15 protein-coding genes are annotated in these 19774 nt (G+C 65.8%); 4 read left to right on the top strand and 11 right to left on the bottom strand.

Going from position 1 to position 19774, the window contains the following annotated elements; all coding sequences use genetic code 11:
- Positions 1-146: 146 nt before the first annotated feature.
- From AC5P5W_RS06015 to AC5P5W_RS05975, 9 genes are all read right to left on the bottom strand, one after another.
- On the bottom strand, positions 147-362 hold the full coding sequence (locus AC5P5W_RS06015; protein WP_041863666.1) for a hypothetical protein: 216 nt from the start codon (positions 360-362) through the stop codon (positions 147-149).
- Between the two features lie 87 nt (positions 363-449).
- Positions 450-8726, bottom strand: coding sequence for a host specificity factor TipJ family phage tail protein (locus tag AC5P5W_RS06010; RefSeq protein ID WP_197575226.1), 8277 nt, complete (start codon positions 8724-8726; stop codon positions 450-452).
- Positions 8717-9112 carry a peptidoglycan endopeptidase gene (locus AC5P5W_RS06005; protein WP_197575228.1) on the bottom strand — a complete coding sequence of 132 codons (396 nt, stop codon included), beginning with the start codon at positions 9110-9112 and terminating at the stop codon, positions 8717-8719. Before AC5P5W_RS06005 ends, AC5P5W_RS06010 begins: the two co-directional genes overlap by 10 nt.
- Positions 9112-9573: a DUF1833 family protein gene (locus AC5P5W_RS06000; RefSeq protein ID WP_014647905.1), complete on the bottom strand. Its 462-nt coding sequence runs from the start codon at positions 9571-9573 to the stop codon at positions 9112-9114. The genes AC5P5W_RS06005 and AC5P5W_RS06000 overlap by 1 nt, the downstream gene beginning before the upstream one ends.
- Positions 9570-9923, bottom strand: a complete 354-nt coding sequence (locus AC5P5W_RS05995) for a hypothetical protein (protein ID WP_014647906.1) — start codon at positions 9921-9923, stop codon at positions 9570-9572. The genes AC5P5W_RS06000 and AC5P5W_RS05995 overlap by 4 nt, the downstream gene beginning before the upstream one ends.
- On the bottom strand, positions 9920-12235 hold the full coding sequence (locus AC5P5W_RS05990; protein WP_495220922.1) for a phage tail tape measure protein: 2316 nt from the start codon (positions 12233-12235) through the stop codon (positions 9920-9922). The genes AC5P5W_RS05995 and AC5P5W_RS05990 overlap by 4 nt, the downstream gene beginning before the upstream one ends.
- Positions 12236-12329: 94 nt before the next feature.
- Positions 12330-12572 carry a phage tail assembly protein T gene (locus AC5P5W_RS05985; protein ID WP_227864145.1) on the bottom strand — a complete coding sequence of 81 codons (243 nt, stop codon included), beginning with the start codon at positions 12570-12572 and terminating at the stop codon, positions 12330-12332.
- An 80-nt stretch (positions 12573-12652) separates the two neighbouring features.
- A complete protein-coding gene (locus AC5P5W_RS05980; protein WP_014647908.1) occupies positions 12653-12997 on the bottom strand; it encodes a hypothetical protein in 345 nt (114 codons plus the stop codon).
- Positions 12997-13455 carry a hypothetical protein gene (locus AC5P5W_RS05975; protein WP_014037992.1) on the bottom strand — a complete coding sequence of 153 codons (459 nt, stop codon included), beginning with the start codon at positions 13453-13455 and terminating at the stop codon, positions 12997-12999. Before AC5P5W_RS05975 ends, AC5P5W_RS05980 begins: the two co-directional genes overlap by 1 nt.
- Before the next feature lie 365 nt (positions 13456-13820).
- Here AC5P5W_RS05975 and AC5P5W_RS05970 point away from each other — a divergent pair, with 365 nt between their 5' ends.
- The 3 genes from AC5P5W_RS05970 to AC5P5W_RS05960 are packed head-to-tail and all read left to right on the top strand — an operon-like array spanning position 13821 to position 15094.
- A complete protein-coding gene (locus AC5P5W_RS05970) occupies positions 13821-14492 on the top strand; it encodes a dienelactone hydrolase family protein (protein ID WP_014647909.1) in 672 nt (223 codons plus the stop codon).
- The gene (locus AC5P5W_RS05965; protein ID WP_014647910.1) at positions 14489-14911 is read left to right on the top strand and encodes an HIT domain-containing protein; all 423 of its coding nucleotides are present in this window, start codon (positions 14489-14491) and stop codon (positions 14909-14911) included. The genes AC5P5W_RS05970 and AC5P5W_RS05965 overlap by 4 nt, the downstream gene beginning before the upstream one ends.
- 15 nt (positions 14912-14926) lie before the next feature.
- Complete coding sequence (locus AC5P5W_RS05960; protein WP_005418011.1) at positions 14927-15094, top strand: LiaI-LiaF-like domain-containing protein; 168 nt, start codon at positions 14927-14929, stop codon at positions 15092-15094.
- Positions 15095-15200: 106 nt separating this feature from the next.
- Here AC5P5W_RS05960 and dcd read toward each other — a convergent pair whose 3' ends face one another.
- Both dcd and apbC read right to left on the bottom strand, forming a co-directional pair.
- Complete coding sequence (gene dcd / locus AC5P5W_RS05955; protein WP_014037995.1) at positions 15201-15773, bottom strand: dCTP deaminase; 573 nt, start codon at positions 15771-15773, stop codon at positions 15201-15203.
- A gap of 77 nt (positions 15774-15850) precedes the next feature.
- The gene (apbC, locus tag AC5P5W_RS05950; RefSeq protein WP_014647911.1) at positions 15851-16705 is read right to left on the bottom strand and encodes an iron-sulfur cluster carrier protein ApbC; all 855 of its coding nucleotides are present in this window, start codon (positions 16703-16705) and stop codon (positions 15851-15853) included.
- Between the two features lie 213 nt (positions 16706-16918).
- On the opposite strand from apbC, the gene AC5P5W_RS05945 reads away from it, so the two are divergent.
- Positions 16919-19708 (top strand): TonB-dependent receptor plug domain-containing protein, encoded by a 2790-nt coding sequence (locus AC5P5W_RS05945; protein ID WP_014647912.1) that lies wholly within the window; start codon positions 16919-16921, stop codon positions 19706-19708.
- The last annotated feature ends 66 nt before the right edge of the window (positions 19709-19774 follow it).

Below are 19774 nucleotides of genomic sequence, written 5' to 3'. Positions count from 1 at the left end.
CAGGGGTACCTGGGGGCCGGGGCCTGAAAGGGCGCCAGTATACCGGGCTTCGGGCCAGCGCCCTGAATCGCCGCTGCCGCCTGCGGCGCCTGGCCCGTGAAGGGTCAGTACCCGGTCATATCCAGCACCACTGCAACCGCCCGGTCTCAGCCAGCGGCTGCTTCAATGGGCAACGCTTCTTCCACCTCGATCGCCTCGAACCGGTACAGTGCCCCGAACTTCAAGGCATACGCATCCAGCGGCGATACCGGGATCACCATCTGCGGAAGAAGGTTCTCGCCCTCCGGCCGGAAATGCAGATTGACCACCCCCGACTGCTCCACTGCGCGGGTCAGCAGGACAAGACGTGCGTTGAACTTCATGTTGGATCTCCAAAAAAAGGGCCGCATCCACCGGCGGCCCGAACGGTTTTCATGCAGGGCACCCACCGCGACGGGCAGGTGCACGGGTCACCACACGCCCATGCGCACGCGCAGGCGTCCGGCTTCGTCATAGACCCGCCAGTTGCCATCGCTGTACTCGGTACGACGCCCGCCACCGGGGGCACTGACACTGAACGCGTCGGCCACCACATCGAAACGCGAGACCTGGCCGCTGGACGCCAGTTGCACGCCCCCTACCCGGCCATCTGCACGGACGTTGACCGACCACTGCGCGGAAGACTCGGTGCCTCCGGCCGACCAGGTGGGCGGGGCGGTTGCTGCCGCGTCCACCTGGCTGAGCATCGGGCGGAACATCCAGAAATAGGGCGTGTTTCCACCGGTGCCGATCACGATCACGCGAAAGCGAGCGAAGGTCGCCGTGGCGGGCGCCTTGGTGATCAGGAACGTGCGCGTCAAGCGGTCGAGCGTGATCGGGGTTCCGGTATCGCTCCTCACGCCCGGGCTGTGCACCAGCCCCAGGTGATTGCCGGCCGCATCGAAGAACGTCATCTCCAGCTTGGCTTCCACGCGATGGGTATTGATCCAGGCGGACGCGCAATAGGTCTTGCCGCCTTCGATGGCGATGTCGTACTCGGTTCCCCACCATGCCATTTCGCCTGCTGCGACGACGCCGGGCGTCACCGCGCCCAGCCCGAAGATCCCCTGCGGATGCCAGCTGTCATCGCCGGTGGGGTTGCCCAGTTCGGTCCACCGCCCGTTCGGATTACTGCCCCAGCCCCACCCCGAGCGCTGCCAGAAGGGGAACGTGGTGTTCATCAGCAGGTTGCCACCGGCGCCCAGATTCTTGACCTGCGCCTGCATGCTGGTGACCACGGCTGCATCCGCCTTGCCACCCAGTGAGGCCTGCACGCCATCGATCCGCCCGGACAGTGCAGTCAGTTGCGTACCCTGCTGGCTGACCTGGCTGTTCAGCTGCGAGAAGCCGCTGGCCGATACATCGCCCACCTGGGTCTTGAGCTGGGTCAGGTCACGCGCGGTGGTGTCCAGCTTGGTGCCCTGCTGGCTTACCGAGGTGCTCAGCCCCGTGATGGCCGAGGCATTGGCATCGTTGGCCACCTGGTCGGTGATGTCATAGACCTGGACGCTGTCCACCCGCACCTGACCGTTGTCGGGATGAACATAGAGGTTCAAGCGCCAGGCATCGATGCCGCTGTTGAAGGCATCGAAGTCGAACGATCGGGTCTCGAACGCCTCCACCGCGAACACGGCACGCAGATCCTGGTAGGACTGCTGGCCTGCCGCATTCTTGCGATACATCCGCACCAGCAGATTGTTGGCGCCGCCAGCACCGCAGGCGCGGACGATCACCCGCAGGCGGCGCGCGCCGTTGATCGGCACCCATTTGCCACCGTTGGCCTGCAGGGTCGGATTCACGTTCGTGTAGCGGTTGAGCAGCACACCTGGGCGTCCGTCGCCGTTGACCGTACTCCACACCGCCCCATTGGCCGCCGCCGATGCCGTCCACCCCCCCAGCCCTTCGGCGAAGTCGGGATTGGGCAGCAGGCCGCTTCCGGTGTTGAGCACGCCCTTCAGCCCGCTGGACAGGTCGGTGAGCTGCTGCGCCTGCGCGTCGACCTTCGTGCCCTGCTGATCGACTTTGGTGGTCAGCGCGGTCACCGCGGTGGCCGTGGCAGCGGCGCTCTGCTGCGCGGCGTAGGCGTCGGTGACATCGATCATGCGGATGTCGTCCACCTGCACGCGCACGCCCACTTCGCGCGCACCACTTCCTCCCGGAATGCTGACCAGCATCCGCCACTTCGCCGCAGACGCGGCGGTGTCCAGGTAACCGCTGACCTTGGTCCAGCCATCCTTGCGCAGCGAGGCCAGTGCGTAAGCCTGCAAGGGCCACGAATTCTCCGCGTTGGCTTCGTTGGTGGTCTGCCAGCCCACCCGGATGGAACCACCGGTCGGCTGGATACTGTCCGGATGCAGGCGGGCGTAGTACTCCACATAGATGCGGCGATTGCCGGTGATGGGGGTCCACTGCCCGAAGTACAGGTCCGCATTGGTGTTCGGGCTGGTGTTGGCCGCAACGTTCACGTCCAGACCGCGCTCACCGGTCCGGCGAGCATCGGCGCGGACGGTGTAGATCGTGCCCGCCGCACTGCCCAGCAGCTGGCCATCCTGGAACGTTTCGAACGTACCCAGCGGGAACAGGCTGTCGCTGCCATTGAGGACCGACTGCACGTCCGACTGCAGCTTGAGCACACTGGACGCACTGCTGGTGACACGATCGCCCAGCTGCACCACGTCGCTGCGCAGGTTGGCGATGGCCGTCGCGTTGCCGGCGATGTCCTGCGCATCGGTGATGTCGTAGAACTCGATCCGGTCGAACAGCACCTTGCCGCCGGCGTTGGTCAGATGCACCTGCGGCATGATCTCGTTGCGATCCTGCGCGGCAGACCATTCGGCCGTGTAGGTTTTCCAGGACGCATCGGACAGGTTCAGCGTCACGTCGGCATGGCTTTCGCCTGTACCCGTGGTTCGCACGCGCAACCGGCAGACCAGGGTCGCCGTGGCTTCATCAAAGGCGCGAGCCACCATCACCAGTCGGTACCGGCGCGACCGCCCCGCAACCACCGGCAACCACCGCGCGTCGTTGGCCGTGATGGAGGGGTTCTGCCCGGCCTGCGGCCCATGCGTCATCAGCAACGCATCACCACTCTGGCCCGATGCCTTCACCCACTCCACGGTGTTGGCCGACACGGTACGGGTCAGCGTCCACCAGGCGGCACTGCCAGCAAAGTTACTGTTGCGCAGCACGTTGTCGCTGCTGGTCACCGAGGTGTCGACCCGCGCGGCCAGGCTGGTCAGGCTGTCGGCGGCGGACACCAGGTCGGTACCGAGCTTGCTGACGTCGGTGCGCAGCCCGGTCAAGGCGTCCGCATTGCTCCGCGCCGTACGATCGAGCATCGACGAATCCTGCGATCCGGTCGGCACGCCATTGAGCACGGTGACGGTCATTTCCACCCACATGCCAGTACGGCCGGTCTCCGGCAAGGGCGACAGGATCTGCCTGCCACCGCCGGCACCACTCCTGCGCCGCCCGATCATCACCAGCATCCGCGACCCCGACAGGGCCGCCAGGTTTTCCTGTGACAGGCCCGCGTCCAGCAGGCGGGTGCGCAGGCCACTGGTGTCGCTGTTGCTGGCACTACTGATCGCCCCCACTGCATCGGACGTATAGGCAATGAAGTACTGGTTGTCCTTCAGCGTCTGGTCGTACCAGGTGTTGAAGCGGGCCGACTCGCTCTGCAGATTGCCATGGGTATCGAACACCGCCGTATCGGTGATGCTGTTGTCCGCATTGATGATGCCCACCCGCAGCCCCCGGTTGGCGCCCATGCCCGGCACGATGCTGCCATTGGCACGGTACACACCCGATGCACGGGGGCCACCGGTGGGCCAGGCGAGGATATGTGCGTTGGCGATGATGTTGTAGGCCACCATGTTGCCGATGCCCGAGGCCAGCCGGGTGACGTCCTCGGCGGCACTGCTCAGCTTGCCATCGATCTGTTCCACCCTGGTCGACAGGCCACTGACCGCCGCAGCGTTCGCGTCGACATCGGTCACATCCTCCACCCACAGATCGTCCAGCCACAACGTGCCGGCCGTGCCATTGCGGTTGATCGTGACCTTGATGCCCTGCACCGTGCCGGTAGGCGACAACGTCACGAAGGTCTCGGTCTTGACCCAGTCCGCCGATTTCGGGAACGACTGCGTGGCGCCGCCCATCAGGTTGCCGTTGTGGTCGGCGACGCGCAGCTTGGTATTGTCGGCGGTGCCGTCGAAGTCCTCGCTGGTCCGCGTCCAGCACGACACTCGATAGCGACGGCCGGCGGTCAGGGTGATGACGCGCCCCTCATTGACCGCGGCGCTGACCACCGTATTGCTTCCGCCCGCATAGGGCTCCGCCTTCCAGCACAGGCTGTTGCCGCGGCCCTCGCGCACCACCGATGCTGCGGTGGTGTTGAAGAACGTCCAGCCGGTGCCAGCGCCCAGGTTGAAGTCGCCATTGAGCGCGAGGTTGCTGCCCGCGCCCATCACCGCTTCCATGCGACTCTTCAGCTGCACCAGGTCCTGGCTGCTGCTGGTAACCCGGCCATCGAGCTGCCCGACTTCGGTCTTCAACGCATTGAAGGCGCTGGATCCGATCTTGTCCCCCATCGTGGCATCGAGGCTGTCCACGCGCCGCCCCAGCGCGGTGTCAGCGGTCACCATCGCCTGCTGCAGGCTGCTGACACTGGCACTGGTGGCCAGCGCGCCGGTGCCTGCCGGCATCCGTGCCTGGAGTGCCTGGATCGACTGCGCGTTGACCTGGTCGCCACTCAGCCGTGCGGTCTTCTCGGCCGCGATCAGGCCCTGGCTGACCCCTGCCAGGTCACCGCCCTCGTAGCTGCCGCGCAACTGCACGGCCAGCGACTCGCGCCGGCCCGCTTCGCTGCTGTCTGCTGCGACGCGTGCAGTGGCTTCGTCCTGCAACATGGCCACCGACGCACCCGGCGTCGGGCGGCCGATCGCCACCCAGTCCAGCAGGAAGTAGTCGGCATCGGTCTGCGCCTTGGACAGATCCAGGCGGATCTGGTCGACGATGGTCCCGTTCCATGGAATGTTGTCCACGTCCAGCGTCGCGATGCCGTTGCTGTCATAGCTTGGCTCCGCGAACTGCACCATGCGTGCGTTGTCCCACGACTGGCCGGGACCATTCCACAGCAGGCGCCCGTCCCAGGCAGGACTGCCCACCTTGCGGATGCGCAGCTTGACGAAGCGGTGCGCCGCGCCCTGGACATCCTGGCCGCGCGGGCTCGTCACGAAGGCGTCGCTGGCATGGTTGGCCGGGCGCAGCCAGCCCTCCACCAGCGTTGGACTGCCGTCATTCGCGCCCCAACCTTCCACGCTGCTGTCGAAGTACCAGATGCGCTTGCTGTCGAACTGCACGCCACTGCCTGCCGACAGCTGGCTCACCATGCGGGTCAGGTTCTCCACATCCGACCGGCGCTCGCTGGTTTCGCGGGTCACCGCCGTGGTCAGCTCGGTGCGGGTATTCAGATCGCCGGCAGCACGGTCCAGCACTTCGCGCGCCAGGCCATCGGTGTTCGCCTTGAGCGCCTGCGCCTGCTGGTCCAGCCGTTCGGCCTGGCCGGCAAGTCGTTGGGCGCTGGCGGTGATCTGGTCCTGCAGGCGCAGCGATTCGCTACGCAGCGCCTCGGCTGCACGGGTGGCGGCGGCCAGGTCGCTGTCGATGCGGGCGTCGATTTCCTTGCCCAGGTCCTGCTTGACCGATTCGACCACACCGCCGATTCCCTCCAGCGTCTGCCCGGTATTGCGCCCCAGCGAGCGTCGCAGGTAGCGGGCACCGACGGACAGCACGCCAGCGGTGTTGCGACTGCGGCACGCAAACGTCCAGCTGCCCGCCTCTGGCAATACGGCTTCGATTGCGGAGGTGAAGAAGCCACCGGCATCGCCCAGCGGGGTCATGTGCTCCCACAGCGGGTTGTCGATACTGCCGGCGGTATAGCGGATTTCCACGCCGGCGAAATCAGCCGACTGCACGGTGTCGCCGGAGAAGCCCCACACATACCGGCGCACGCCACCGCTGAGCTCTTCGATGTCGAACAGATCGACCAGGACCGGCGGCGCATCGGCACCCAGCGTGGTGTACTGGGTGGACACGGCAACGCCGGCACGGCCATCGGGGCTGTACGGACGAACGACCACCGGATAGGTACCCGCTCCGGGAATCGCCCAGCTCGCTGATCGCGTGGTGGTGCGTGCCACTTCCTCCAGCGCGGCATTGCCGTCTGGATCGGACAGGACCCGCGTTTCGCCGGTGGGTCCACTGATATCGAAGCTGGCCTGCAGTTCGGTATGCACGCTGCCACCCCGGCTGACCTGGCGCTCGACCACCTTCAGATTGCTGGCCACCGGCCGGGTCTGCAGCGAGGATTCATTCGACGGCGGCACATACTGCCCGGTCCGCACGTAGTGCCAGAACTCGGGCCCCTCCTGCACCACCTCCACCGCGGCGCCCTTCAGGTCACCTTCCGGGCGGATGCCGGTCACGCGCACGCGGGTACCCGGCGTCTGCTTGAAGTCGTAGATCCAGATCGTGTCGTGTGCAGGATTGCCGTCGTTGTGGCCCGGCAGCGGTGCATCTGCCGGCCACGGATCGGCCAGCACCAGCCTGTCACTTGGCTCAGCGCCCGGAACCACGCGCAGTACGCGGTAGACACGCTCGCCTGGAATACGCAGGCCGATGAACGCACTGCCCAGCGAAGGTGCCGGGACCGTCTCGTCCAGTTGCAGCGTGGCAACGCCTGCAGCGTCGACGGCGGCATCGATCAGGCGGCCACCGAAGCCCCACTGGGTAAGGTCGTGCTGCAACGCCAGCACCGACAACCGCGAGTAGGCCAGGTGCTCGATGTCGGTGCTGTAGCTGATCGACTTGTATTGATAGACGCTCTGCGCCAGATGCCAACGCGCCAGCATCGCGGCATGGGCTTCGGAGCTGACGCCCTCACCGGTGATCTTGGCCGGATTGAGCATCACCTCCACGCCCGGCGCCGGCACGCGCAGCGTCGCCGCCTTCCAGGTGCGGCGGTCCAGGTAGCTGTACTCGATGCCGTCGGCAGCGTTGGCCAGGGTGTAATCGACCTGGAACTGGCCCTTCTTGATCGTGGCCATGTTGACCACGCCGGACAGGGGCTGCTCATCGGCCGCCCAGGCCACGCCCAGCCGGCCCTTGGCCCAGGTCACCTGGCCGAAGCCGGCCAGCGCGATGGCGTCGAGCACTGCCTGGTGGCTGCGCACCTCGGTCAGCCAGTAGTCGTAGCCCAGCGCGTTGTCCGCGCAGTGCAGCATGAAGGCTTTCAGGCTTTCGATATCGATGCGCCGGTCGGCCATGCCCAGGCCGGCGATGCGCTTGCCGTTCTCATCATGGATGCCACGCGCGTAGGCCAGGATCTGTGCGCCCGGGTTGCTGGTTTCCTCGGTCACCCAGCCGGCCGCTTCACCCTTCCACACCGGAATCGGTCGCGCATGAGCCACGCAGCGGATCTCATCCGGGGTGCCATTGAGCTGGCCGGACGCCTTCATCTGCAGGCCGATGGCAGGAATGCCGGCATGGCTGGCGTCGTCGCGCTGCACGCTGACCAGCGTGGTCCAGGTGAAATTCGCCTGCGCGCCACTGCCATCGGTGTTCTGCCCGGCCACGCGTACGCGCACGTCGTACTGGCCCAGCTCCACGTCGCGGCCGTAGCTGACGCGGCGCGCCTTCTGCGTGCGTCCCACGACGCTGTAATTGCCGAACGACTGCCAGGCATCGGAGCCGACCGGCCGGTACTGGATCTGGATCTGCTCGCGGTTGTCCTTGTCCTTGCCCTTGGACGTGGTATCCCACAGCCGGAACTCGATGTTCACCTGCAGGCGCAGAGAGTCAGCGGAGCTGGTGCGCTCCACCCACGGGCTGGCCACGTGCTTGGCATCGCTGCCGGTATCGAGCAGCTGCGCGCCTTCAATCACATCAGCGTTGCTGTACAGCGGAATCGCTTCGTCGGGCATCTGCGGGAAGCCGCGGAACCAGGTGCGCACGCCTTCGTAGCTGGACAGCGCCGAATCACCGTTCTGCAGGGCCTCCACCCGGCCAACGTTGATGCCCGGGCTGAGGGTCAGGCCGACGTACTGCTCATCGCCCTCGAACCAGGTATAGGGGCGGCTGATCAGGTCCGGAGCGAGGCGCGTGGAACCGAACAGCAGGCCCAGCGGTTCATAGGCGCGCACACGGTTGCGCGGCGCTGCCAGGGAATACGCCGTGTCGGCGACACCGCCGCCACCGGGCTTGGGCGGCTTCGGCGTGAGAACCTTGTTGATCAGCACGCTGCCGGCCACGTAGACCGCGGATGCGGCCAGCGTGCCGTACGTGCCTGCGATGGCGCCTGCGCCCCAGGCGGAACCGGCCACCAGCGTGCCGATGCCGAAGGTGAAATAGGTCAGCGCGATCATCGCCACCAGCGGAATCACCGCCTTGCCCACCACGCTGCGCACTTCGATCAACTGGCCATGGCGCGGTCGCGTGTGCATCCACTGCTCGCGCGGCACCTCCAGCCCGTCAACGCAGACCTGCCATGCGCGGCCATCGAGCCCGTCTACATGGCGCATGAGGAATGCGTACAGGCTTTCACCCGGGCGCAGTTCGACCGGCACGTTGCGCTGGCCATCCAGCAGCACCGGGTGCGGGGTGATGATGAGGCGGCCGTCGACCGCCGGTTGTGGTGTCAGTTCCATGCGTAGTATCCCTCGATCCTCAGCCCAAATCCGGGCAGGTCACGAACGCGGTGCAGCACGCTGCAGCCGTTCGTTTCGTTGCTGTGCAAGACCCAGCCCTCATGAGCCAGGAAAAAGAAAACCCCGGCGTGGCCGGGGTTGTGTTGTCCGCGTTCGATCATCAGTACCAGGTCGCCGTCCTGTGGAGGGCCCTCGCGAGGTACCGCCTGCGCGCGCGACAATGCGCCCAGCTCGGCCGAGCCGCGCCGCCCGCGCGGCCGGCGTCCGGGCAGTGCCACTTCACGGTCGAACAGCGCCCGCTGCACCTGCATCACCAGGTCGGCGCAGTCGCACGCTGCTTCGTCATAGGGGATGCCCACCCATCGCTCTACGTCGACCAGGCGCATCAGAAGATTCCCGGCAGCGTGAACGGATTGGCATGCAGCAGCACGGCCTGCTGGCGCATCAGGAAGTCGACACCACACTGGGCACTGACCGTGCGCGTGTTGACCGACACCTGGGTCATCGGCAGGTCGTACTCGGCCTCGATGGCATCCGGATCGGCGCGATCGGTCAGCATCAACCGTGCGGTCACCATCTCTCCGGGGGCAAGCCCTTCCAGGTCCTCGGTGAGTGCGCGGCCGATGTTGTCGATCACCAGCTGCGCGCGCGGTGCCTGTCCACTGACATCGTCGGGAAGCTGGAAGCCGAACGGTGCGGCAATGAACTCCTTGCCGTTGCTGGTCCAGTTGACGTTGTCGTTGACGATCCGCAACACCTCCGGCATCGACGGCGCCGACACTTCCAACAGCATCAGCGGTCCCTGGGTGTCGGCCAGGCGCTGGCGGCGCTCATGGAAGGAACTCATCGCATGTACTCCAGTACAAGATCGCGCTTGGAGAAGCGGAACCGGGTGTTCAGTGGCACCAGGCGGCCGATGCCCTGCGGGAAGCGGGCGCTGATCGGCTGCCCGGTCCGCGGGTGCTCCATCGTGAACCAGCCGACGCGACCGACATCGTGCAGGTACCACGCTTCGAATGCCTCGGCGTCAGCCGCGGTGCGGAACTGCACCGAGGCGTACACGTTCTTCATCACCCGGCTGTTGAGCGCGCGCATCTTGCTGGGGCCGCGCTCCATCTCGGTCCGCTCTTCCGAAGCGACGATCTCCTCGCCGTAATCCGCAAAGCGGATTTCTGCATATTCTGGCCAACTGCTCATCCCACTGCCTCCGTCCATCCGTATCGGGCCCGTCCAATGGCGCCCAGCTCACCACCGTTGAGGCTGTCGCCCACGATGTCGATCACCAGCCGCCGTACTTCGCTGCCATCGGGCATGCGCTGCCGCTCTTCCCGGGTGTTGACCCGGCTTTCGCCGTAGTTGTTGATTTCCACATTCATCCCACCCTCGCCGGCACGGGCGATCGGTACCTGCACATAACCCCCGCTATCACCACCGGACAGGCCATTGCCGGTTCGCAGCGAAGTGCGCAGGGCGAAGAATGCCGATGGGCCGCCGAGCGCAGCCATGTCTTCCTGGCTGAGCACGCCCTCGCCCTTGTGGACGATGCCGGCCGGCTCGTACTTGCCCCCTGGGCCCGTGTACCCGCCGATGGAAAAGCCGGTGATCTTCGGCCCGAACATCTGCCCGATCGAACTGATCAGCCCACTGACCATCTGTTTGGCTGCCACGCGCGCCAGATCGGCGATGATCGAGTCGGCGAGGTCGGAGAAGGACAGCTTTCCGGTCTGGGCAAACTTGACCAGACTGTCTTCCAACCCGCCCAATGCATTACTGAAGACGCCGTGGCTCAACTCGGCGGCATTGGCCGCGGCATCGGCATAGTCCTCGAACGCCCGCATTGCGCCTTTCTTCCAATCGGACTGGTATGCCTTCTTGTTCTCCTGGAACTCTGCCTCGCGTTGCAGTGACTGTTCATGGAATGCATCGAGCTCGGCCAGCCGGGCTCTGTAGCGCTCCGACTCGATGACCTTACCGTCCTCACCACGCGACTCGTCGTCCAGCGCGCGCTTTCGATTGTCCCGATCCTCATCCAGAGCGGAACGGCGTTGCATGCGATCCACGCTCGCTGCGCCATGGCCGATGCCGAACAGCGCCTGGTCGTTGCCGCGCTGCTGTGCATGCGCCGCCTGCTGGAGCTCCCGCTGCAGCTTCAGCAGATCCTGCTGGGCCTTCTTCGACGCTTCAGCGGCTGCCGCTTCCTTGGCCAGGGCCACCGCGGCGTCCAGCGAGGCCTTCACCCGCAGTTGCTTCTGCTCGCTGAGCTTCTTCTCGGCATGCTCCATCTCGTCAAGGAGGGTGACCTGCAGCTTTTCCGCCTCTGTCATCCCCTCCTTCAGCTTCTGCCGCACCCGGTCCTGGGCGATCTGCTTCTCGATGCGATCCATCAGCCCGGCGTACGCATCAGCCTGCTCGTGCACGCCCCTGACCGACTGCTGGGCGGCCTGCTGCTGTTCGCGGAACTGGGCCTTGCGTTCGATGTCGGCCTTCTTGCGCGCGGCATCCCTGTTGAACTCTGCGCGCTGGGCCGGGTCCATCTTGTCCGGGCCGCCCCTTGCGTTGATCTCCGCGCCGCGTTCAGCCATCCAGGCCGCGTACTCGCCACGGGTCAGCCGGATCCACTCGACCTCGTCCCGCCACGCCTCTCCGCGCATGGCGCCCAGCATGCCGTTGAAGGCATCGGTCGCCTTCAATGCGTTCCATTGCGTCGCACCCAGAGACGCGATGAGCTGGTCAAGCGTCTGGTTGTCCACGTTCTGGATGGCCGCGGCAATCGCATTGAACAGCTTCTCGTCGAGGGCGCCCCTGATCGTTTCTTTCAGGCCACGGAACTTCTCCTGGACCGGCGCGACCTCCGCCTGGAACGCTTCCAGGTTCGCCCTGGCCTTCTCCAGCTCGGCGTAGTCCGAGGCTGCACTCAGGCCCGCCCCTTCCCGTCCCGATCGCTGGCCATGACTCACTCGGCCTTCCCAATGGACGACCGAGCCCTGCAGCGCCTTCTCGCGTGCCTCCAGCTCGCGCAGCGCCCTGGCCTGCTCATGCAGCGTGGCGACCGCCTGCTCCAGGGGCAGCGTGCCCGCGCCCATGCCCAGGCCGGCCTGGTCCATCGAGAACGACATCTGCTGCAGCGACTGCATCTGCTCCTTGTACTCGCTGCGCGCACGTTCGGACGCCTTGACCATGTCCAGGTACGCTTCGCCCAGCTTCTGCACCGACGCGATGGCGATGCCCCATGTGCCACCGGCGGCCGTCAGCAGGCCGCTACCAAGCTCCTTCAAGCCGCTGCCGAGCACATCGCCGCCGACGTTGGCCTTTGCCTTTGTCGCGGCCTTGCCCGTTGCGCCCTCCGGTGCCGCATGCACGCGCGCCAGCGCGGCGGCCGTCCGCTCGGCCTCCGCGCGCAGTGTCTTGAGATTCTGCGTTGCCAGGCGGCTGGCCTCCGCCATTGCGGTACGGAAGCCCGTCGTGTTGACCCGCAGTACTACGTCTAGATTCTGGTTAGTGGACGCCATACGCGTTCCTCCAAGAATGATGAGGGGCCCCGCAGGGCCCCAGGTTCGATTGCATGCCACGCATCGGAGAAGCAATGCCCTGCCCCGCCCGGAATCACGCCGCAGCGTTGCGCCGCGATGCGCTGCCGAACAGTTCCAGCAGCTGCTGCGAGCGCTCCTTTGCCGCCCTCTCCGGCGACGCACGCGGTCGCACCAGCAGGAAGTCGTCGGCAGTGGTCGTATTGCCGTGCACCTGCGCCAGCACACTGGTCAGCTGGGCGAGCATCCCCTGCAGGGGCTGGTCCAACGGCTCCAGGCGTGCGAACGCATACATCTCCGAGAGCTGGCGGGAGGTCACTCCCGCCAGCAGGTGGTCCGGATGCGGGAGGCCCAGCCTCCACGCGATCCGGAACTGAAGCCGGCGCTCAGGCCGGCGGATCAGTTTTTTTCCAGCTCTCCCACGGCCGCATCGCCGAGCGCATTGAGCGTCTGCGCGACACGGAACACGCGATCCAGCGCCGCGGCCGATTTCGTGCCCAGCTGGGCCACCTCGTGGTCGGAGAACAGGCGCTCGCCCATTTCATCGACCAGGCACAGGCCGACGAATCGCGCGCGGAAGTCATCCACCTTGGGCGTGTCACCGCCATAGGTCTCCTGCTCCCAGCGATCACGGTCACGCGCCGACATCATCGCCACGCGCACGCTGCCGCCCCATTCGGGTACGGCGACGTCCTCGTGCCGGCGATCCTGCGCGTCCAGGATCTGCTGCTTGCCCAGCAGCATCACGGGGTGCCGCCAGCGGCCACGGTTACCAGCGCGAACTCACGCGGCAGCAGGTCCGCAGTGAACGTCAGCACCTGGTTGGTGCCCGGGGCCACGTTGAAGGCGGCGACCTTGGCGACGAAGGTAGCGGCATCGCCGGTGGGCAGCACCATCAGGAAGTGCAGGTCGGCATCCGGATCGGCGTCGCGCAGGATCTCCTGGCCTGCCGAGCTGCCGACCGGCCAGCGGTGGCCGGACACCTGCACGGCCTGGCCGCCGGACAGACCCGCGATGTTCTCCATCTGCTTGGAACGCAGGTTGGTGGCATCAAGGGTGTTGGCCTGGCCGCGGCCGAACGGGAAGGCGGTCAGGCCGTCGATTTCGGTATAGCCGGCCGGATTGTTCGGCGCGGTCGGGGCGGTACCGGCCTTCACGTACAGCGCGGAGTCCTGGGCGGAAATGGCTTGATTGATGGACATGGTGTTGAATCTCCTGGAAATGAAAAAGCCGCCTTGCGGCGGCTGGGGTTCGGGGTGATCAGGCTCGGGGCTGCCTGCAGTGGGTCATCGTGGCTGGCCCGTCACAGCCACCGGTTGCGCGTTGCGACCCGCAACACGCGGACAACAAAAAAGCCCCCGGCTCGCGCCGGAGGCTTGTATGTCATCGTGGCTGAAAGCTTAGGCTGCGGGTGTGCACCGGTCAATGCAGAAACAGCTCTCTGCACCGCCTTGGGAACGCACTGCCGCAAACCCGCAGCCGCCCGATCCGGCACAGCCGCTGACGCCGCGCTAACCGGCGCAGCGCCGACAATGCAGCTCTGTTCCCAGCAACGAGGAAGATGACGATGGCCGAGTGGATCACCCTGGATACGCATCACGGCCCGGTACGGGCCTGGCAGGCCCTGCCGGAAGGCACCGCGCGCGGCGGACTGGTGGTGGTGCAGGAAATCTTCGGCGCCAACCCGCACATCCGCAGCGTGGCCGAGCGCTTCGCAGCCGAAGGCTATGCGGTGCTGGCGCCCTCGTTCTTCGACCTGGTCGACGGCCCCGACGCCGACCCGGATGCGCTGCCCTACGACGCCGAGGGCGTGAAGCAGGGCCTGGAACGGGTCGGCGCGCTGGGCATGGAACGGGCGCTGGAGGTCGTGCGCGCGGCGGCCACCCGACTGGCGCCCTACGGCAAGGTCGGCACCGTCGGCTACTGCTGGGGCGGCACGGTGGCGATGCTGTCCGCACTGCGCCTGGGGCTGCCGTCGGTCAGCTACTACGGTGCGCGCAACGTGCAGTTCCTCGACGAGGCGCCCAAGGCCCCGGTGATCTTCCACTTCGGCGCCCAGGACCGCAGCATCCCGCCGGAAGCGGTCCAGGCCCACCGCGAGAAGCTGCCACAGATGGCGACCTACGTCTATCCGGCCGATCACGCCTTCAACCGGGAGGTCGGACATGCGTATGATCCAGACAGCGCCGCCCTGGCGCTGCAACGCACCCTGGACTTCTTCTCGGAGCATCTTGGATGAGCGAATTCGAACTCGATTCACGCCTGGCCACCGATAGCGTGCTGGTGGCGGAAGGACCGTTGTCGCAAGTGCGGCTGATGAACGACGAACGATTCCCCTGGCTGGTGCTGGTACCGCGCCTGGCCGGGGTGACCGAGTGGATCGAGCTGGACGGCGAGCAGCAGGACAAGCTGCGCACCGAGCTCAACCGCGCCTGCAAGGCCCTGAAGGGTGCCGACGGGGTGGAGAAGATCAACATCGGGGCGCTGGGCAACATCGTGCGCCAGCTGCACTTCCATGTCATCGGCCGCCATGACGGTGATCCGGCCTGGCCGGGCCCGGTCTGGGGCAGTGGCCCGGCACACCGCTACGAGCCGGCGGCGCTGGACCAGCATGTCGCCTACTGGAAGGAACGGCTAGGATATCCGGCCCAGTCCTGAGCCTTCGCCGACCCGATGCGATTCAACCTCGTTGCCGCCGTCCTGCTGATCCTGATCGGCCTGTTCATGCTCGCCAGCAATCTCGGCTGGACGCACCTGAACCTGTCCAAGCTGCTGTTGACCTGGTGGCCGGTGGCCCTGGTTGGTGTCGGCATCGCGATGCTGTTCGGTCGCGGCAAATAAGGAAGGCGGCGCATTGCGCCGCCTTCCTTCATGTAGAGCCGAGCCATGCTCGGCTTCAATGCAGGGCAGCCGAGCATGGCTCGGCTCTACAAATCGCCTGCAATCGTCAGGTCCGCGGCAGGGTCACGCCGGTCTGGCCCTGGTACTTGCCGCCACGGTCGCGGTAGGACGTCTCGCAGACGTCATCGGCGGCCGCCTGGAAGAACAGCATCTGTGCCACGCCTTCGTTGGCGTAGATGCGCGCCGGCAGCGGCGTGGTGTTGCTGAATTCCAGGGTGACGTGGCCTTCCCATTCCGGCTCCAGCGGCGTCACGTTGACGATGATGCCGCAGCGCGCGTAGGTGCTCTTGCCCAGGCACACCACCAGGGTATCGCGCGGGATGCGGAAGTACTCGACGGTACGCGCCAGCGCGAAGCTGTTCGGCGGGATGATGCATTCGTCGGCGGTGATGTCGACGAAGCTGCCCGAGTCGAAGTGCTTGGGATCGACGATCGTCGAGTTGATGTTGGTGAACACCTTGAACTCGCGCGAGCAGCGCACGTCGTAGCCATAGCTGGACGTGCCATAGCTGACGATGCGCTGGCCGTTGGCCTGCTTCACCTGCCCGGCCTCGAACGGCTCGATCATGCCGTGCTGCTCGGACATGCGGCGGATCCAACGGTCACTCTTGATGCTCATGCTTTGTCCTGGGGTACGAGGGGGCGCGAGGATTCTAGCAGGGGCCCGGCCTCGGCCGGCGGCCCCTGCCCCGGCCCTTACAGCAGCGACGACAGGATCGGGATCGAAGCCCGCGGGCGCCTGCCTACTTCCTCGATCAGGCGCTGTGCGGCATGTCGGTAGGCCTGGGCCGGCGCCGAATCCGGCTGGGCGACGGTGATCGGGGTGCCTGCATCGCCCTGTTCACGGATGCCGATCTGCAGGGGCAGAGAGCCCAGCAGCGGCACGCCGTACTGCGCGGCCATGCGCTCGCCGCCGCCCTCGCCGAACAGGTGCTCGATGTGCCCGCAACTGCTGCAGGTGTGCACCGCCATGTTCTCGACGATGCCCAGCACCGGCACCTCGACCTTCTCGAACATCTTCAGCGCTTTCTTCGCGTCCAGCGTGGCGATGTCCTGCGGCGTGGTGACGATCACCGCACCGGCCAGCGGAATCTTCTGGGTCAGGGTCAGCTGGATGTCACCGGTGCCCGGCGGCAGGTCGATCAGCAGGAAATCCAGGTCGTCCCACAGGGTGTCGTTGAACAGCTGGGTCATCGCCGAGGTGGCCATCGGGCCCCGCCAGATCATCGGCGTGTCCTCTTCGATCAGGTAGCCGATCGACATGGTGTCCACGCCAAAGGCACGCAACGGCTCGATGCTCTTGTTGTCCGGGCTTTCCGGGCGACCGGACAGGCCCAGCATGGCCGGCACGCTCGGCCCGTAGATGTCCGCATCGAGCACGCCCACGCGCGCACCGAGCTGCTGCAGCGCCACGGCCAGGTTCACCGAGGTGGTGGACTTGCCGACGCCGCCCTTGCCCGAACCGACCGCGATCACGTTGCGGATGCGGGCATGCGGCGTAAGTCCCTTCTGGACCTGGCTGACATGGGGACGGCGGGGAGAACTGTTCACAACGGGCACCGGCGGGGTCAGGGGGATAACCCGACATCATACAAGCTGGATGCAAGCTGACTGAAATTCAGGAATGCGACAGATTCGTGCACAGATTGTTAAGTTCATGTTACGTTCGATGAGCACTGTTTTGAGCTGCGGAGCCGGATATTCCAGCCCGCGCGATGGCGCATGCGCAGTGCCGTTTTTGTTTTTGCTCTCCAATGGAATTACATGAAACACGTCAGCAATACCGCACGTCGCAACACGCTCGCCGTCGCCCTGATGTCCGCTCTGATGGCCGCCGCCCCGGCAATGGCCCAGGACAAGGCGACCAACCTGGACAAGATCACCGTCACCGGTTCGCTGATCCCGCAGACCCAGGTCGAAACCCAGACCCCGGTGATGTCCATCACCGCCGAAGACATCCAGACCCGCGGCTTCAGCAGCGTTGCTGAAGTTCTGCAGCAGTCGTCGCTGACCACCGGCGGCCTGCAGGGTGGACAGACCTCGGGTGCGTTCACCCAGGGCGCCGAAGCCGCCGGCATGTTCGGCCTGAACCCGGGCTACACCAAGTACCTGATCAACGGCCGCCCGATGCTCTCGTATCCGGCGCTGTACAACGGCAGCGAGTCGTTCAACAACATCAGCGGCATTCCGATCGACATCGTCGAGCGCATCGAGGTCCTGCCGGGCGGCCAGTCGTCGCTGTACGGCTCGGACGCGATCGCCGGCGTGGTCAACATCATCCTGAAGGAACGCATGGACGGCGGCACGATGTCGATCCGTGGCGGCACCTACACCGAAGGTGGTGGCAGCAACATCCGCTTCAGCGCCGCCAAGGGCTTCAATGCATTCGACGACCGCTTCCACGCGCTGGTCAACGTGCAGATCGAAAACGGCAGCCCGATCTGGGGCTACCAGCGTGACATCACCAAGCAGAACAACCCGGTCGGTTACACCGCACAGCTGCCGTCGAACGACTTTGCCGTCATCGGCAACGCCGACAACAAGCTGTACATGATGGACCCGACCCGCTGCGCCAACGTCGCAGGCCTGTACGACGGCACCACCACCGTCGGCAAGCGTGCATCGGGCGAATCGTGCGGCTCGGTGTACAGCGCCGGCTACAAGACCCTGAAGAACGGCAAGAACAGCGGCCAGTTCTACTCGTCGATGACCTTCGACGTGAACGACAACTTCCAGCTGTTCGCCGATGTGCTGTACAGCAAGGAGAAGACCGAGTTCACCTCCGGCTCCAGCGCCCTGTGGTGGGGCACCAAGTCGGTGATGGGCGGTTTCTACGACCAGGGCCTGGGCAAGGTCGTGAACCTGCAGCGCGCCTTCGCACCGGAAGAAATCGGCCCGGGCCACTACAACAACATCCTGAACTCCGATGAGAGCCGTTCCTACCAGGTCACCCTGGGTGGCAAGGGCATGGTCGGCGACTGGGACTACAGCGCCAGCTTCACCCGCGGCGAATACCGCCTGGACCAGAACCGCTTCGCGCGCTGGAAGGACAAGATCGAAGGCTTCTTCGGCGACACCGTGCTGGGCCCGCGCCTGGGTACCACCGCTGATGGCTTCGGCATCTACAACCCGGACTACGCTGCGTTCTACTCGCCGATCACCCCGGACCAGTTCGCCAGCTTCACCGGCTATGGCACCCACCGCAGCAAGACCTGGCAGAACCTGGGTCGCGTGCAGGTGACCAACGGGTCGCTGTTCTCCCTGCCGGGCGGCGACGCCGGCCTGGCCGTGGTGCTGGAAGGTGGCAGCGAAGGTTGGGATTACTCGCCCGACCAGGCCTTCGTCGATGGCAACGCCTGGGGCGCCACCGCCGTGGCCGGTGCCGGCCACCGCAGCAACTACGCGGTGACCAGCGAACTGCGCATGCCGGTGTTCGAGTCGCTGACCATCAGCGCCTCGGGCCGCTACGACGCCTTCAAGATCGCCGACAAGACCGTTGACAAGGCCACCTACAGCATCGGCCTGGAATACCGCCCGGTTGAGAGCCTGCTGCTGCGCGGCAAGTACGGCACCGCATTCCGTGCGCCGACCCTGTCCGATGCCTTCCAGGGCATGAGCGGCTCGTTCGCCTCCGGCCAGAACGACTACTACCGCTGCAGCCAGATGGGCTACGCGCTGCGTGACGAAGCCTGCTCGTTCTACAAGACCACCTCGGTGTACAGCGAAAAGTCCGGCAACCCGGACCTGAAGCCGATCACCGCCGACGTGTGGAGCGCGGGCGTGGTGTGGGCCCCGGTGAGCAACTTCTCGCTGTCGGTCGACTACTACAACTGGAAGATCAAGAACGAGGTCAAGACCCTGAGCACCGACCAGCTGCTGCTGGCCGAGTACCAGTGCCGCAACGGCCTGCCGAACAACACCTCGGCCAGCTGCCAGAACGTGACCGACTGGGTGTCCCGCGACGCCGGTGGCAACCTGGCCCGCGTGTACACCCCGAAGCTCAACGTGGCCAGCCAGAACCTGGAAGCGGTGACCGTCGGCGCCAAGTACCAGCAGGACCTGGGCCGCTTCGGTTCGCTGATGTTCTCGGGCAACTACACCAACATGCTGAAGCGTGAAGTGGTGCCGCTGCCGGGCGCACAGAAGCTGGATCTGCTGAGCGATCCGTACAACATGTGGTACTACGACAACTTCGCCAAGGTGCGCGGCGATGTGTCGGTGGGCTGGGCCATCTCCAAGTTCACCACCACCCTGTACGCCAACTACGTCGGCAGCACCCCGAACTACCTGGCCTACACCGGCCGCAGCTATGACTACGTCCACTCCTCCGGCGCCAAGGCCGGCAAGTGGGGCTCGTACACCACCTACAACATGAGCCTGAACTACCAGGCGCAGGACGATCTGACCCTGTCGCTGATGGTCAACAACGTGTTCAACAAGCTGCCGGAAGGCCAGCGCTACAACTACCCGGGCAACGAATCGACCCCGTTCAACGACGGCTTCTACAGCGTCTACGGCCGTCAGATCTCGGCCCAGGTCAAGTACGACTTCTGATCCCGTCGTATTCCGGACTGCGTGTCTGGACCAGGCCCCGCTTCGGCGGGGCCTTTTTTTGTCCGT

The sequence above is a fragment of the Stenotrophomonas sp. YJH_SMC_123 genome (genome assembly GCF_059368215.1).
This window is presented reverse-complemented; position numbering and strand designations above follow the sequence as displayed.

Bases quoted from the DNA above. Each gene is read 5' to 3' on its own strand.
- AC5P5W_RS06015 (WP_041863666.1), bottom strand. From the start codon at position 362: ATGAAGTTCAACGCACGTCTTGTCCTGCTGACCCGCGCAGTGGAGCAG.
- AC5P5W_RS06010 (WP_197575226.1), bottom strand. From the start codon at position 8,726: ATGGAACTGACACCACAACCGGCGGTCGACGGCCGCCTCATCATCACC.
- AC5P5W_RS06005 (WP_197575228.1), bottom strand. From the start codon at position 9,112: ATGCGCCTGGTCGACGTAGAGCGATGGGTGGGCATCCCCTATGACGAA.
- AC5P5W_RS06000 (WP_014647905.1), bottom strand. From the start codon at position 9,573: ATGAGTTCCTTCCATGAGCGCCGCCAGCGCCTGGCCGACACCCAGGGA.
- AC5P5W_RS05995 (WP_014647906.1), bottom strand. From the start codon at position 9,923: ATGAGCAGTTGGCCAGAATATGCAGAAATCCGCTTTGCGGATTACGGC.
- AC5P5W_RS05990 (WP_495220922.1), bottom strand. From the start codon at position 12,235: ATGGCGTCCACTAACCAGAATCTAGACGTAGTACTGCGGGTCAACACG.
- AC5P5W_RS05980 (WP_014647908.1), bottom strand. From the start codon at position 12,997: ATGCTGCTGGGCAAGCAGCAGATCCTGGACGCGCAGGATCGCCGGCAC.
- AC5P5W_RS05975 (WP_014037992.1), bottom strand. From the start codon at position 13,455: ATGTCCATCAATCAAGCCATTTCCGCCCAGGACTCCGCGCTGTACGTG.
- AC5P5W_RS05970 (WP_014647909.1), top strand. From the start codon at position 13,821: ATGGCCGAGTGGATCACCCTGGATACGCATCACGGCCCGGTACGGGCC.
- AC5P5W_RS05965 (WP_014647910.1), top strand. From the start codon at position 14,489: ATGAGCGAATTCGAACTCGATTCACGCCTGGCCACCGATAGCGTGCTG.
- AC5P5W_RS05960 (WP_005418011.1), top strand. From the start codon at position 14,927: ATGCGATTCAACCTCGTTGCCGCCGTCCTGCTGATCCTGATCGGCCTG.
- dcd (WP_014037995.1), bottom strand. From the start codon at position 15,773: ATGAGCATCAAGAGTGACCGTTGGATCCGCCGCATGTCCGAGCAGCAC.
- AC5P5W_RS05945 (WP_014647912.1), top strand. From the start codon at position 16,919: ATGAAACACGTCAGCAATACCGCACGTCGCAACACGCTCGCCGTCGCC.